At 71.4% G+C, this 14,160-nt stretch carries 11 protein-coding genes; 4 read left to right on the forward strand and 7 right to left on the reverse strand.

Translation table 11 applies throughout. The features are described 5' to 3' along the window. Window positions 1-26: 26 nt before the first annotated feature. The 4 genes from rpsR to PV789_RS29645 form a co-directional block, all read right to left on the reverse strand. Window positions 27-263, reverse strand: coding sequence for a 30S ribosomal protein S18 (rpsR, locus tag PV789_RS29630; RefSeq protein ID WP_013155832.1), 237 nt, complete (start codon window positions 261-263; stop codon window positions 27-29). 99 nt (window positions 264-362) lie between these two features. Continuing rightward, window positions 363-953: a single-stranded DNA-binding protein gene (locus PV789_RS29635; RefSeq protein WP_212642079.1), complete on the reverse strand. Its 591-nt coding sequence runs from the start codon at window positions 951-953 to the stop codon at window positions 363-365. 129 nt (window positions 954-1,082) lie between these two features. After that, window positions 1,083-1,373 (reverse strand): 30S ribosomal protein S6, encoded by a 291-nt coding sequence (rpsF, locus tag PV789_RS29640; protein WP_013155834.1) that lies wholly within the window; start codon window positions 1,371-1,373, stop codon window positions 1,083-1,085. 235 nt (window positions 1,374-1,608) lie between these two features. Further along, the gene (locus PV789_RS29645) at window positions 1,609-4,572 is read right to left on the reverse strand and encodes a transglycosylase domain-containing protein (RefSeq protein ID WP_274975569.1); all 2,964 of its coding nucleotides are present in this window, start codon (window positions 4,570-4,572) and stop codon (window positions 1,609-1,611) included. 956 nt (window positions 4,573-5,528) lie between these two features. Here PV789_RS29645 and PV789_RS29650 point away from each other — a divergent pair. Then, window positions 5,529-6,620, forward strand: a complete 1,092-nt coding sequence (locus tag PV789_RS29650) for an inositol-3-phosphate synthase (protein WP_274975570.1) — start codon at window positions 5,529-5,531, stop codon at window positions 6,618-6,620. A gap of 89 nt (window positions 6,621-6,709) precedes the next feature. Continuing rightward, window positions 6,710-8,005 carry an MFS transporter gene (locus PV789_RS29655; RefSeq protein ID WP_274975571.1) on the forward strand — a complete coding sequence of 432 codons (1,296 nt, stop codon included), beginning with the start codon at window positions 6,710-6,712 and terminating at the stop codon, window positions 8,003-8,005. A gap of 48 nt (window positions 8,006-8,053) precedes the next feature. Here the strand turns inward: PV789_RS29655 and PV789_RS29660 are convergent, their stop codons facing one another. Beyond that, the gene (locus PV789_RS29660; protein ID WP_274975572.1) at window positions 8,054-8,479 is read right to left on the reverse strand and encodes a type II toxin-antitoxin system VapC family toxin; all 426 of its coding nucleotides are present in this window, start codon (window positions 8,477-8,479) and stop codon (window positions 8,054-8,056) included. Further along, complete coding sequence (locus PV789_RS29665; protein WP_274975573.1) at window positions 8,476-8,730, reverse strand: type II toxin-antitoxin system Phd/YefM family antitoxin; 255 nt, start codon at window positions 8,728-8,730, stop codon at window positions 8,476-8,478. Before PV789_RS29665 ends, PV789_RS29660 begins: the two co-directional genes overlap by 4 nt. Window positions 8,731-8,905: 175 nt before the next feature. Here PV789_RS29665 and PV789_RS29670 point away from each other — a divergent pair, with 175 nt between their 5' ends. Further along, window positions 8,906-9,631 (forward strand): class I SAM-dependent methyltransferase, encoded by a 726-nt coding sequence (locus PV789_RS29670; protein WP_274975574.1) that lies wholly within the window; start codon window positions 8,906-8,908, stop codon window positions 9,629-9,631. A gap of 3 nt (window positions 9,632-9,634) precedes the next feature. Here the strand turns inward: PV789_RS29670 and PV789_RS29675 are convergent, their stop codons facing one another. Next, the gene (locus PV789_RS29675; RefSeq protein ID WP_274975575.1) at window positions 9,635-11,134 is read right to left on the reverse strand and encodes a CCA tRNA nucleotidyltransferase; all 1,500 of its coding nucleotides are present in this window, start codon (window positions 11,132-11,134) and stop codon (window positions 9,635-9,637) included. A gap of 360 nt (window positions 11,135-11,494) precedes the next feature. Here PV789_RS29675 and PV789_RS29680 point away from each other — a divergent pair, with 360 nt between their 5' ends. Beyond that, window positions 11,495-14,101, forward strand: a complete 2,607-nt coding sequence (locus tag PV789_RS29680; protein ID WP_274975576.1) for a DUF6049 family protein — start codon at window positions 11,495-11,497, stop codon at window positions 14,099-14,101. The last annotated feature ends 59 nt before the right edge of the window (window positions 14,102-14,160 follow it).

A 14,160-nucleotide genomic window follows, 5' to 3' on the forward strand; every position in this document is an offset into this window, starting at 1 on the left:
ACAAAAACCTCCCTCGGATATCGCCGTTAGCGGGCGGTGCTGGTGTAGGGCAGCAGGGCCACCTCGCGCGCGTTCTTGATCGCGGTCGCGACGTCGCGCTGGTGCTGGGTGCAGTTACCCGTGACGCGGCGGGCGCGGATCTTGCCGCGCTCGGAGATGAACTTGCGGAGAAGCGTGGTGTCCTTGTAGTCGATGTAGGACTGCTTCTCCTGGCAGAAGAGGCAAACCTTCTTCTTGGGCTTGCGCGCTGCCGGCTTAGCCATCGTGGTGCTCCTTCGCAAGAGCCCCGGGGTCCTCCCGGGGATGGTCTGATGTGGAAAGGGTCTGGCGCCTCGGGGCGCCGGACGGGGTACTCGCCGCGGTTAGAACGGGGGCTCGTCGGAGAAGCCCCCGCCTCCGCCGCCGAAGCCGCCGCCACCGCCGCCGTTGGTCGCCCACGGGTCGTCGGCCGGGGGGCCGCTGCGGCCTCCGCCGCCCTGCGACCCGCCGAAGCCGCCGCCCTGGTTCCCGTAGCCGCCGCCCTGCTGGGGCTGGCCGCCACCGAAACCACCGCCGCCGCCACCGCCGAAGCCGCCTCCGCCGCCCTGGCGCTGCGACTTGGTCACCTTGGCGGTGGCGCTGCGCAGGGCCGGGCCGACCTCGTCGACGTCGATCTCGAAGACGGTCCGCTTCTCACCCTCGCGGGTCTCGTACGAGCGCTGCTTCAGCCGGCCCTGCACGATGACGCGCATGCCGCGCTGAAGGCTCTCGGCCACGTTCTCCGCGTACTGCCGCCAGACGGTGCAGGTGAGGAACATGGACTCGCCGTCCTTCCACTCCCCCGACGCGCGGTCGAAGGTGCGGGGCGTCGAGGCCACACGGAAGTTGGCGACCGCGGCTCCACTGGGAGTGAAGCGCAGTTCAGGGTCGTCGACCAGGTTGCCGACGAGCGTGATCTGGGTTTCGCCTGCCATGGATGGGCTCCGGTTCGAGGTAGTCGGATCAGGCGGTTTCGCCTGTTCCCCCGATCATCCGCGCGACCACTGACATAACCGTCGGGGCCGGGGTGGAAGTCGGGGCGGGGGACGGCGGCGGGAGGCCGCCTAGTGGACCTCGGGGCGGAGCACCTTGGTGCGGAGCACGGCCTCGGCGATACCGAGCTGGCGGTCCAGCTCCTTGACCGTGGCGGGCTCGGCGGTGAGGTCGATCACCGCGTAGATGCCCTCGGCGTTCTTGTCGATGTCGTAGGCGAGACGGCGCTTGCCCCAGATGTCGACCTTCTCCACCGAGCCGCCGTCGTTGCGGACGACACCCAGGAAGTTCTCCAGCGACGGGGCGACGGTGCGCTCGTCGAGGTTGGGGTCGAGGATGATCATGAGTTCGTAACGACGCATAGGCGTACGTTCCTCCTCTGGACTGTCGCGGCCATGGAATCTCCATAGCAGGAGGGCAGGAGTCCGGGACGGGTTCCGCGCCGCGGGGGCGGGCGTCGCGCGGACTCTGAGCCATACGGGATCAAAGATTACCAGCAGCCGCGCACCCTCCGGTGCGGCCTGTGGACGGAGCCCGGGTACACGCGGAGGGGGCCGGTGCGCTCCGCACCGGCCCCCTCACTCGTCCAGAACCGGGTCAGTCGTTCCGGCCGAGGATCACCAACCTGCCGGGGTCTCCGCTGGTGTTGGTCGTCCTCCCGAAGATTCCGCCGCCCTGCTCCCCGCCGTCCTGCTCGGGGTCGGAGGCCTCACCGCTGGGATCGGTGTCCTCACACTCGGGCTGGCCCCAGCCACCGCACTCCTCCTGGTCCCCCGTGCCGGGGCTCTCCGGGCAGTCCCGGCCCCATCCGGGCTCGCAGGGCTCCTCGGTCTGCTGGTCCTGGCACTCCGGGGAGTCGGGCATGGCCGGGTCGCACTCCCCCGTGCTCGCGCTCGGGGACTCCTCGGGAGAGGGCTCCTCGGTCGGCTCCTCGGTGGGCTCCGCGCTCGGGGACGGCGTGGGCACGAAGCTCTGTTCGGTACCGACGTAGGCGGGCGGCGGGAACTGCGCCGGTTCGACGCCCTCCATGGCGGTCGTCATGAACTCGCGCCACACGTTGGCCGAGGTGGTGCCACCGAAGATCTCGCCCGCGGTCTGGCCGTCGAACTCCAGGGGCTGGCTGGCGTCCGCGCGGCTCAGGCCCACCGCGGCGACGAGCTGCGGCGTGTAGCCCACGAACCACGCGGAGACCGCGTCGCTGGAGGTACCGGTCTTGCCCGCGACGGGGCGCCCGTCGGGCAGCGCCGCCTGGTCGCCACCGCCGCCGGGCTCGACCACCTGGGTCATGGCGTAGGTGACGTCGGCCGCGACGTCCGCGGTGACCACCTGCTCACCGTTCTCCAGCAGGTCGGCGTCGTTGGGCGGGATGACCGTGCCGTCGGAGGTGCGCAGCTCGGTGATCATGTGCGCCGGTCGGTGCACGCCCCCGGCGGCGAAGGTGGAGTAGCCCTCGGCCTGGTCCAGCGCGCTCACCTGGTGGGTGCCCAGCGCGATGAGCGGCCCCTGGGCGGAGGTCGTGGTCTGCTCCTCGGCCACACCGGCCTGGACCGCGAGGTCGTCCACCGCGGTCGGGGTCATCTGCACCGCCAGCTCCACGAACGGGGTGTTGATCGACTGGGCGGTGGACTGGATCAGGTTGACCGGACCCCAGCTCCTGTCACCCGCGTTGATGACCTCGCTCTGCAGCCCCGGGAACTCCTGGGGGGAGTCGCCGTCGAACGTGCTGTTGAGGCTGATGCCGTTCTTGAGCGCGGTGGCGAGCACGTAGGGCTTGTAGGACGAACCCGCCTGTGTCCGGTGGGTCAGGGAGTTGTTGACGTCCTCGGCCACGTTGTCGCCCCCGTGGAAGGCGACGATCTGCCCCGTGGCGGGGTCGACCGCGGTCAGGCCCATCATCGTGTCCTCGGGGGTGCTCGGCAGGACGTCGAAGGAACTGCGCGCGGCGTCCATGAGCGCGGGGTCCAGCGAGGTCTGCACGACGAAGCCCTGGGTGGCGATGTCCTGGGCGGTGATCCCCTGCTCGGAGTAGCGCTCCTCGATCTCGGAGAGGACCGCGTTGTAGACGTAGTCGAACTTGGGGTCGTACTCCTGCTCCTCCTCGCCCTCCTGGGTGCCGTACGGAGCGAGCTCGGGGATCTCCAGGGCCTCGGCCTCGGCCCGGGGCAGGCCGATGTCGGGGTTGTCCTCGTGCATCAGGGCCAGCTGCTCCTGCACGTAGGGCCAGCGCTCCTCGTTGAGGTAGGTCCTGGTCCAGTCGCCCATCTCGCCCTGGAAGTTGCTGGGCATCTGGATGATGATGCCCAGGAAGGCCCCCTCCGCGTCGGTCAGCTCGCTCAGGTCCTTGTCGAAGTAGGCCTGGGACGCCATCTGGATGCCCATGGCACCGCGACCGAAGTAGATGGTGTTGAGGTAGGTCGTGAGGATGTCGTCCTTCTCCATCTGCTGGTTGAGCTTGATGGAGATGAAGATCTCGCGGATCTTGCGGATGTACTGGTTCTCGATCTCCAGGTCGCTGTAGTAGTTCCGCGCCATCTGCTGGGTGATGGTGGAACCGCCGCCGGCCTCGCCGCCGGAGAGGACGGCGCGACCGATGCCGGAGATGCTGATGCCGGGGTCGGTGTAGAAGGTGCGCTGCTCGGCGGCGAGCACGCCGTTGATGACCGAGGGCGGGATGTCCTCGCGCTGGACCTCGACCCGCCTGACCTCGCCCGAGGTGAGCGCGACCTCGGGCTCGGCGTCGCCCTCCGGAGCCCACATGATCTGGGTGGCGGACAGGTTGGCGTCCGACTTGGCCTCCAGCTCGTTCACGTTGGGGGCCATGGCGTACAGGATCGCGAAGGCGGCCACGCCGCCGATGATCATCAGGCCGAAGACGGCGAGGGCGGGTTTCCACGCCTTGGACAGGAAGCGCTTGAACCAGGGGCGGTCGTCCGGCTCCTCGTCGCGGGAGCGGCGCCGACCGCCTCCCCTGCCTCCTCTGCCGCCGCCTGCGGCGGCGCGGGAGCCGCGGCCCGGGGCGCGCCGCCCCTCGGAGCGGGCGGCGTTCTCGCGGTCACGGCCGCGGTCGCGGGGGTCGCGGGGGTCGCGGTCTCGGGGGTCGCGCGGCCCGGAACCGGCCGCCCTGCGGCGGCCGCGGGGGTCCTCGTCCGGGCGGCGCTGTCCCTCGGGACGGCGCGGGCGGTCTCCCTCGGAGCGGTGGCCGGAGCGCTCGCCGTCCTGGGGCCGCCGGGGGCGCTCGCCCTCGGGACGGCGGCGGGGGCGGTCACCGTCCGCGGGGGCGCGGCGCTGTCCCTCCGGGCGTCGGGGGCGGTCGCCCTCGGATCGACGGCGGCCCTCGGAACGGGCCTCCTGCTCCGGGGGGCGTCGGCGGCGCGGGCGCTCGGGCCCGGTGTCGTCCCCCCAGAAGCCGTCACCGGCGTCCGGACGGCGGCGGCCTCCGGAGGGTTCGTCCCGGGGCGGGCCGTCGGCCCGGCGCCGTCCGCCGCCGCCGCGCGAGCCGTCGGCCGGGCCGTCGGCCCGGCGACGGCCGCCATCGGCGTTCCGTCGTCGTTCGGTACTCACGTGGTCCTCGATTGCCTCTCACGGCCGGTCGGCCTGACGATTCCTTGGTGGAAACGGGGGGACGGTCCCCCTGGGGGATCGGTGATCCGCGACCTGCTTCTCGCGACGACTGCGTGGACCGGACCGGCGTGGCCGTGTCCAACGCTGTGCCTGTCGTTCAAGGCTTGATAAAGGACGCCCGAAGGCGGGCGGGGGTTTTCACACAGGTCGCGAAGACGTAAGCCGCTTCTTCCTCCTGGTCGTTGGCCTGCGGGAGCGACAGCCCTCGGTGCTCGGTGCCTACGGAAACGCCGCCGCGGCAGGGGCTGGGTCCGGGGGCTCTACCGGCTACGCACGCAAATCACAGGTCACGTTAGAGCGATCGAACGGTATAGCACAACCCACGCGCGAGGTTATCGCGCGTCTTGGCACACCTGGCCATGTTTCGCCTGGAATCGCCCGTCATGCCAGTTCAGAGCGGGCAAACCGAACCCCGACGAGTCGGCCGGGCGTCGACCCGCCCGAGAAGTGTTCGGTGTCGGCGCTGGTAGGGATGGGTGTGTGAGATTTTCCCCGCAGGACTCCGGGGGTTCACGGACGGCGGCCGACGCGCGGACGCACCCACGCGGACTCGTGTCACAGGTCTGGCATGCGGGCCCGCGGGTGGGCGGAGATAGAGTCAGAACTGAACAAAACAGCCAGACATGCATGTTCCCCCTGCGGTTCCCGGTCGCGGGACGTGAACCGTGCCCGGTCCGTCCGCCGAGGCGGCGCGGAGGGCACGGGGACCGCGCGCGCCGGACAACCGACCATCGAGGGCGGTGCGGGGCGGCGGGTGGGAACAGAAACGCCGTGTGCGCTGCTGACCACATACGGGAAACGAACGCGTGGCGACGGGACCCGGAACCGCCGTCGGCGCGGTCCCGTCGTCGTGCGCCGTGGAATCCATGTTCGCGAACAAGAAGGAGCAAGGACCAATGGGTTCGGTACGTGTAGCCGTCGTGGGCGTCGGCAACTGTGCGGCGTCGCTCGTCCAGGGCGTGCACTACTACAAGGACGCCAACCCCGAGTCCCGGGTACCAGGCCTGATGCACGTGCAGTTCGGCCCGTACCACGTGCGCGACATCGAGTTCGTCGCAGCCTTCGACGTGGACGCCAAGAAGGTCGGCCACGACCTCGCCGACGCCATCACGGCCAGCGAGAACAACACCGTCAAGATCTGCGACGTGCCGCCGACCGGCGTCACCGTCATGCGCGGACCGACCTACGACGGGCTCGGCAAGTACTACCGCGAGGTCATCCAGGAGTCCCCCGAGGACGCGGTGGACGTGGTCGCGGCGCTCAAGGCCAGCAAGGCCGACGTGCTCGTGTCCTACCTCCCGGTGGGCTCGGAGGAGGCGGGCAAGTTCTACGCCCAGTGCGCGATCGACGCGGGCGTGGCCTTCGTCAACGCCCTGCCGGTGTTCATCGCCTCCGACCCCGAGTGGGCCGAGAAGTTCACCAGAGCGGGTGTGCCGATCATCGGCGACGACATCAAGTCGCAGATCGGCGCGACCATCACCCACCGCGTGCTGTCCAAGCTGTTCGAGGACCGCGGCGTGATCGTGGACCGCACGTACCAGCTCAACTTCGGCGGCAACATGGACTTCAAGAACATGTTGGAGCGCGACCGCCTGGAGTCCAAGAAGATCTCCAAGACGCAGTCCGTCACCTCCCAGATCCCGCACGAGCTGAAGGCCGGCTCGGTGCACATCGGCCCGTCGGACCACGTGCCGTGGCTGGACGACCGCAAGTGGGCCTACATCCGCCTGGAGGGGCGCGCGTTCGGCGACGTGCCGCTGAACCTGGAGTACAAGCTGGAGGTCTGGGACTCCCCCAACTCCGCGGGCATCATCATCGACGCGGTACGCGCCGCCAAGATCGCCAAGGACCGCGGCATGGGCGGCCCGATCCTGGCCCCGTCCTCCTACTTCATGAAGTCCCCGCCGGAGCAGTACAGCGACGCCGAGGCGCACGACAAGGTCGAGCAGTTCATCGCCTCGGGCCAGCACGACGGCGCCGACGAGTAGAGCGTTCCTGAGGGCGGTCCCGGCGCACGGCCGGGGCCCGCTCCTCCCCGGGGCCGTCCCGGCCCCGGGCACGGCCTACGCTTGGTGCCGTGTCCTTCTTCGGTGATCTGCGCGTGGTCCTGCGGGGGCCCCGGTTCCGCCGCCTGTTCGGCACCCGGCTGGTGGCGCAGTTCTCCGACGGGGTGTACCAGGCCGGGCTGGCGGGCTTCGTCTTCTTCACCCCCGAGCAGCACACCAGCGCGGGCGCCGTCGCCGCGGCCTTCGCGGTGCTGCTCCTGCCGTTCTCGGTGGTGGCGCCGTTCGCCGGGGTCCTGATCGACAGGTGGCCCCGGCGCCAGATCCTGCTGCTGTCCTCCCTGGCCAAGGCGGCGCTCGCGGTGGCGAGCGCGTTCCTGGTGGCGGAGGGCGAGAGCCCGGCCTTCCTCCTCACCGCGCTCCTGGTGCTGAGCGTCAACCGCTTCTTCCTGTCCGGGCTGTCCGCCGGGCTGCCCTACGTGGTGGCCCGGGACAAGCTGATGATGGCCAACGCGGTCACGCCGACCAGCGGTACCGCGGCGAGCTTCCTGGGCGCGGGGGCGGGGGCCGCGATCGGTCTGCTCGGCGGCGAGGACGCCCTGGGCACCGGGCTCGTCCTGTTCGTGGCCGCGCTCGGCTTCGCCGGGGCGGCGCTGGTCTCCCTCACCCTTGGCCACGACGAGCTGGGGCCGCACCTGGAGCGGGAGCCGGACGAGGTCGCGGCGGCCGTGCGCAACGTGGTGCGGGGCATGGTCTCGGGGGTGCGCCACCTCTGGGCGCGTCCGGAGGCCCGCGACGCGCTGCTCACGATCGGCGGCCACCGGGTGCTGTTCGGGATCTCCACGCTGCTGACGCTGCTGCTGTACAACAACACCTTCACCGGCGGCGGCGTGGCCGGGCTGGCCGGTTTCTCGGTGGCGATGGGCCTTTCGGGGGCGGGGTTCCTGGTGGGCGCGGTGGCCACGCCGTGGGCGACCGCCCGGACGGCCCCGGGGACGTGGATCGCGCTGCAGCTGGCGGCGGCGTCGGCGGTCCTGGTGGTGTTCGGACTGCCCTTCTCTCCCGTGCTCTTCCCCGTGGCCGCGTTCGCGCTGGGCTTCGTCTCGCAGGGGGTCAAGGTCACCGTCGACACGTCGGTTCAGCGACATGTCGACGACGCGTTCCGGGGGCGGGTGTTCTCGGTGTACGACGTGCTGTTCAACGCCACGTTCGTCCTGGGAGCGGCGCTGGCCGCCGCGCTGGTCCCGCCGTCCGGGGTGAACCCCGCGGTGGTCGTCGCGATGGCCGCGGCCTACCTCGTGATGGGCGCCGCCTGGGTGGTGCGCGGGCGCCGCGTCAGCACTGCGGAGGCGGAGCGCGAGGCCGCGTAGCGCCTTGTCGACCTGGTGACAGGTCGCCTTGTCGCCAAGCGGCCTACCTCAGACCGAGGTGTCACCCGTGGCCATGCCCAACGCCTCACAGGCGTCGAGGAGGCGCCGGTCCCCGCAGGCCACGACCAGCTCTCCACTCTTGAGCCGTTCAACGGAAGCACAGTGGACCGCATCATAACCACGCAGCCCGAACTCCCGTGCCAGTCCTGCCGCGCGCTCCACCAACACCTGGTCCACGTCGAGGACGTTCACCTCCTCCCACAGTCCCTCGAGGAGTTCCATGGCCTGGGTGTACGCGGTGCTGGTGATCCGGCTCATGCGCTCGGCCTGGGCCAGCGCCGCGGCCGCCTCGGCGCAGAGGAGGCGGGAAGAGACCACCGAGTCAGCCGCCTCCCAGAGCCGAAGGCACTGCTCGGAGCCAGACTCCTCAATCAGGAGGGGAACGAAGGCCGAGGTGTCGAAGTAACAGATCACCTGCGCTGCTCCTCCACCAGGTCGCTGACGGTGCCGTCGGTTTTGACGGGTGTGGGAACGCTGCGCTTGGCCCGGCGGGCGGGCTTGACCTGTCCGTCCAGGATGAGCTGGTCCAAAGTGCCGGGCCTCTCTGCGGGAACGATCCTGGCGATGACCCTGCCGTGGTCCGTGACGGTGATGGTGTGCCCTTCGCGTACCTCAGCAAGGTGGCGGCTGAGGCCGTCGCGCAGCTCCTTGATGCCAAGTCTCATAACCCGCTCCTTTGTGGCTACTTATACAGCCAATAATATAGCCACTTCTTGGAGTCCGACAAGGCTCTGGCCACGCTTGGCGCTTTGTCGACCTGACAACACGTCGACACGTCACCATTCGGTCACCTGCTGTAGTCTCCACGGGGAGACTTGTCGACAGCGGGGATGGTTCTCCATGCACACCGGTGACGCACTGGGCGGCGCCTCCAGCGCCCTCGGGCCGCGGGGGGTGGTCAAGCGCGTCGGGGCGGTCTCCCGTCAGCTGCCCGTCCACGGCGACCGCCTGCTCGACGTGGGCTGCGGCGACGGCACCTACACGGTCGAACTGGCCGGGGGCTACGTGCGCGTGGACGCGATCGACCTCGAACCCGCTCGGCTCGACGCCTTCGCCGGGCGCATCGCGGGCACCGGGCTGGAGGACCGGATCGGCATCCACAAGATGTCCGCCGACGCGCTGGCCTTCGACGCCAACACCTTCGACCGCGTGACCGCGTTCGATGTGGTCGAGCACGTCGAGGACCTGGAGGGCGCCCTGCGCGAGGTCCGCCGGGTCCTCAAGCCGGGCGGCGCGTTCTCGCTGACCACGCCCAACCGCTGGTTCCCCTTCGAGACCCACGGCGTGCTCTGGGGCGGCCGGCGCCGCTCGGCGCTGACCGCGCCCTTCCTGCCCTGGGTCGGGCCCCTGCACGCGCGCATGTCGGACGCGCGAACGTTCACCACCCAGCAGATGGGCCGACTCCTGCGGGGGGCCGGGATGCGCGTGGGCGCCATCGACTACCTGATGCCGCCGTTCGACCGCCGCACCACGGCGTTGCAGACCCTGTCCGACACCCTGGAGGGCACCCCGCTGCGCGTGTTCGGCATGGCCATGGCGGTCACGGCGGTCAAGCCGGGCCGCTGACCCTCACAGGTGATCGGCCGCCCAGGCGCGCAGCTCCTCGGTCGCGGCGTCCTTGCCCATCGGGCCGTTCTCCAGGCGCAGTTCCAGCAGGAAGCGGTACGCGCGGCCGACCACGGGACCCGGCTTGACCCCCAGGATCTCCTGGATCTCGTTGCCGTCCAGGTCCGGGCGGATGCGGTCCAGCTCCTCCTGCTCGGCGAGCAGCCCGATCCGACGCTCGATGTCGTCGTAGGAGCGCGCCAGCGCTGTCGCCTTGCGCCGGTTGCGGGTGGTGCAGTCGGCGCGGGTGAGGATGTGCAGCCGCTCCAGCTGCGTCCCTGCGTCGCGGGCGTACCGGCGGACCGCGGAGTCGGTCCACTCGCCCCTGCCGTAGCCGTGGAACCTCAGGTGGAGTTCGACCAGGGTGCTGACGTCGGACACCACGTCCTTGGGGAAGCGCAGCGCGGTGAGCCTCTTGCGGCTCATCGAGGCGCCCACCACCTCGTGGTGGTGGAAGGTCACCCGCCCCCCGGACTCGAAGGCGCGCGTCTTGGGCTTGCCGACGTCGTGCAGCAGCGCGGCCAGGCGCAGCACCAGGTCGGGCTCGTGGCCCCGCTTCTCCTCCAGCTCGATCGCCTGGTCCAGAACGGTGAGCGAGTGCTCGTAGACGTCCTTGTGCCGGTGGTGCTCGTCGATCTCCAGGCGCAGCTTGGGGATCTCCGGAAGCACGTACCGGGCGATGCCCAGGTCCACCATGAGTTCGACGCCGCGGTGCGGGTCGGGGCTGAGCATGAGCTTGGTCAGCTCGTCGCGGACGCGCTCGGCGGAGACGATGGAGAGCCGGTCGGCCATGTCCCGGGCGGCCTCGGCCACCTCGGGGGCCAGGGTGAAGCCGAGCTGGGCGGCGAAGCGGACCGCGCGCATGATGCGCAGCGGGTCGTCGCTGAAGGAGTCCTCGGGCCTGCCGGGGGTGCGCAGCACCTTGTCGCGCAGGTCGGACAGGCCGCCGAACGGGTCGACGAACTCCAGGCCGGGCAGGCGCACCGCCATGGCGTTGACGGTGAAGTCGCGGCGCAGCAGGTCGTCGTGGATGTCGGTGCCGTAGGCCACCTCGGGCTTGCGGGACTTGGGCGAGTAGGACTCGCTGCGGTAGGTGGTGACCTCCAGCTGGAGGCCCTTCTTGCGCAGGCCCACGGTGCCGAAGTCGATGCCGACGGTCCACACGGAGTCGGCCCAGCCGTCCACGAGCTCCAGGATGCGCTGGGGCACCGCGTCCGTGGTCAGGTCCACGTCGTTGGCTGGCCTGCCGAGGAGGGCGTCGCGCACCGGCCCGCCGACGAGGGCGAGCTGCTGGCCGTGCGCGGCGAAGCGCTCGCCGAGTTCCTCCGAGACGGTCGGGAAGGAGTCCGCCAACGCCGTGACCGCGGCGCGCTGCGCACCGGTCAGCGCACCCGCGCCCGGTGCGTCCCCGGCGTCCGGCTGCTGGGCGGCGTCGCTCTCCCGCGAAAACTCTGTGTTCGGCACACCACGAGACTAGGCGGCGCCCGAAGCAAACCGCGAATCGTCCCCGCCCCCCCGGTACCGGGCCGTACACGGTTCGGAGGCCGCCGCGGCGGACCGCCGCCGTTCGGCGGGGCACCCGGTCTCCCCCGCACGCCGCGCGGCGGCAGCGACCCGACTGCACGCACGGGGAAGGCGGTATCTTCGAGGGAAGTGGTAGGACGCCCCGGTTGCCCCGCGTCCACCCGACCCGCGTACGCCGTGTGCGCCGTGCGGGTACTTCCGACCGTCCCCCCCGCACCGCGTCACCGGCGGGACGGCCACCTGGACCCGAGTCAGGAAACCGGTCAAGCGTTGCGTCGATTTGCCTCCGCGACGGTGGTCATGGCCTTCACCACCGCGCTGCTTCCGATACCGGCCACGTCCGCGAACGCGGAGCAGACGGCCGATCCGCTCGTCGTCGAGCGCGTCACACCGGACGCGGCCGACGAGGACAGCACCCTGCGGGTCACCGGCGAGGTGACCAACACCACCTCCGAGGACCTGAGCGACGTCAGCGTGCGGCTCAGCTACTCGCGGAACCCCTTCAGCGACCGCGGCGAGCTGGACGAGTTCGCCTCGGGAGAGGGCTGGCAGCCCGACACGCCGGGGCCCGACGAGGAGGTCACCGCCGAACTGGCCCCCGAGGCCAGCGCCGAGTACTCCCTGAGCGTGCCGGTCGAGGACCTCGGCCTGGACTCCTACGGCGTGTACCCGCTGGTCGTCGAGGCCGTGGACGGGGACGGCCGGGTCGTCGGCTCCCAGTACACCTTCCTCCCCTACACGGGCGGGGACGACGCACCCTCCGTCGACATCGCCTGGGTGTGGCCGCTGATGGCGCCGCCCCGGCGCGCGGACGAGGACACCTTCCTCAACGACGACCTGCACTCGTCGGTCGCCGCCGACGGCCGCCTGGGCCGCCTGCTGGCCGCGGGGGCGCAGGCGCCGGTGTCCTTCGAGGCCGGGGAGGAGGACCTGGTCGAGCTGCTGGGCCTGAACGAGGAGTCGGAGGAGTCCGCGGAGCCCTCGGAGGGCACGGCCACCGCGGAGGAGACCGCGGAGGCCCTCCCCACGGAGGAGGCCACCGAGGAGGGCGCGGAGAACGCCGAGGACGAGGACGAGCCCGCCGAGGAGGCCACCGAGCGCGATGAGGGGGTCCCCGTCACCTGGGCCGTGGACCCCGGCACGCTCGACGACGTCCTGCGCATGGCCTCCTCGGGGCACTCGGTCGTGGAGGACCCCCTCGCGGTGCCCGCCGAGTCCGAGCCCGTGCGGCACCAGGTCGAGACCAGCGAGGCGGCACAGGTGTGGCTGCGCGAGGCCCGCCGCGTGCTGGCCGCCGACCACGTCGTCGCCACCCCCTACGCCCGGGCCGACCTGGCCGCCCTGCTGCGGCACGACATGGGCTCCGACGCCGAGGCGGCCCTGCGGGTCGGCCAGGAGGCCGTCCTGAGGGCGCTGGAGACGGAGGCCGACGGGACCTTCGCCCTGCCCCCGAACGGCCTGATGGACCGGGGCGTCCACGAGTTGCTCGCCTCGCACGGGGCGACCCGCTTCCTGCTGGACGAGAAGGCCCTGTCCGCCGCGTCCTGGCTGTCCACGACCCCCACCGCGCAGGCCCCGCTGCCCGCGCCGGAGGAGGAGACGTCCGAGGAGCCCTTCGCGCTGGTCGCCGACCAGGGCATCACCGACGTGCTGTCCATGCCCACCGGGGAGCCGGGCCAGTCCGAGCTGGCGCTCCAGCGCTTCGCCGCCGAGACCGCGATGATCGCGGGCGAGAACGCCGGGGGCGGCCGGGTGGTCGTCGCCTCGCCGGAGCCCCACTGGAACCCCAGCGCCGAGTTCGCCCAGGGCGTGCTGGCCGCCTCCGAGGACCTGCCGTGGTTGTCCCCCCGGAGCCTGGACGAGGTCGAGCTGCCCGAGGCCGGTGAGCGCGAGCGGACCCGCAGGTCCCTGACCTACCCCGACAGCGCCTACGGGGAGGAGCTGAGCTCCACCTACCTGGGACTGGTCGAGGACGTGAGCCAGGACGTGCGCCTGTTCAACAGCGTCCTGGTCGGCGACAGCGACCCGCTCCGCCCGGCGCTGCTGCGCCTGGAGTCGGTGTACTGGCGGGAGGAGGAGGCCCTGGCGGGCGCCACCCGCGCCATGGTCGACCAGGACGTCCAGGACCGCATGAACGACGTGCGGGTCATCCCCGGCGAGCCGGTCACCCTGGCCAGCCGGACCGGCACCACCGGCGTCCTGGTCGCCAACGACCTGGAGGAGGAGACCGTCTCCGTGAACCTGTCGGTCTTCTCCGAGAACTCCGACCGCCTGAGCGTCGGCGAGTACAACCACTCCTTCGAGCTGGAGCCGGGTACCAGGATCACGGTCTACATCCCGCTGTCGGCCCGGGTCAACGGCCGCACCGTCATCGACGTGGGCCTGCAGAACTCCGAGGGCGAGCCGATCAGCAGCCAGGACGTGGAGATCCCGGTGCACGCCACCGGTCTGAGCACCCAGGCGCTGGCCATCAGCGGTATCGGCGTGCTGATCCTCGCCGCGGCCCTGGCCCCGCGCGCGCTGCGCAAGTGGGCCCGCGGCAAGGCTGCGGCGGCCGCGTCCGAAACCGACGGGACCGCCGAGGCGCCCGAGGCCGCGGATTCCTCCGGGACCGCGGCCGGGGCGGACCCCGACGGCGCGAACGCCGGGGACTCCGCGGGCGTCACACACTCCGGGAGCCCGTCCGGGAACGAGTCCTCCGGGACGGACCGGGACACCGCCCCGGACACGTCCGAGGGCCCCTCCTCCACGGAGGACGCCTCCCCCGACCGGGACACCGCCCCGGACGGGGAGGCGGACGGAGCCGAGGACACCGAGCGGCCGGAGGACCCCTCCGGCCAAGAGAAAGCCGACTCCCCAGCCGCGGCGGGCGGCACGGAGCGGGACCGCGACGGCAAGGGCACGTGACCCAGCGGTTCCGGAGAGGGTGACATGGATCCCTACCGACAGGACGCCATGTCGACACA

Origin of the sequence: Nocardiopsis camelliae, assembly GCF_028993595.1 — a bacterium.
Classification (GTDB): Bacteria; Actinomycetota; Actinomycetes; order Streptosporangiales; family Streptosporangiaceae; genus Nocardiopsis; species Nocardiopsis dassonvillei.

Bases quoted from the DNA above. Each gene is read 5' to 3' on its own strand.
- PV789_RS29680 (WP_274975576.1), top strand. From the start codon at position 11,495: ATGGCCTTCACCACCGCGCTGCTTCCGATACCGGCCACGTCCGCGAAC.
- PV789_RS29650 (WP_274975570.1), top strand. From the start codon at position 5,529: ATGGGTTCGGTACGTGTAGCCGTCGTGGGCGTCGGCAACTGTGCGGCG.
- PV789_RS29665 (WP_274975573.1), bottom strand. From the start codon at position 8,730: ATGAGACTTGGCATCAAGGAGCTGCGCGACGGCCTCAGCCGCCACCTT.
- rpsR (WP_013155832.1), bottom strand. From the start codon at position 263: ATGGCTAAGCCGGCAGCGCGCAAGCCCAAGAAGAAGGTTTGCCTCTTC.
- rpsF (WP_013155834.1), bottom strand. From the start codon at position 1,373: ATGCGTCGTTACGAACTCATGATCATCCTCGACCCCAACCTCGACGAG.
- PV789_RS29635 (WP_212642079.1), bottom strand. From the start codon at position 953: ATGGCAGGCGAAACCCAGATCACGCTCGTCGGCAACCTGGTCGACGAC.
- PV789_RS29670 (WP_274975574.1), top strand. From the start codon at position 8,906: ATGCACACCGGTGACGCACTGGGCGGCGCCTCCAGCGCCCTCGGGCCG.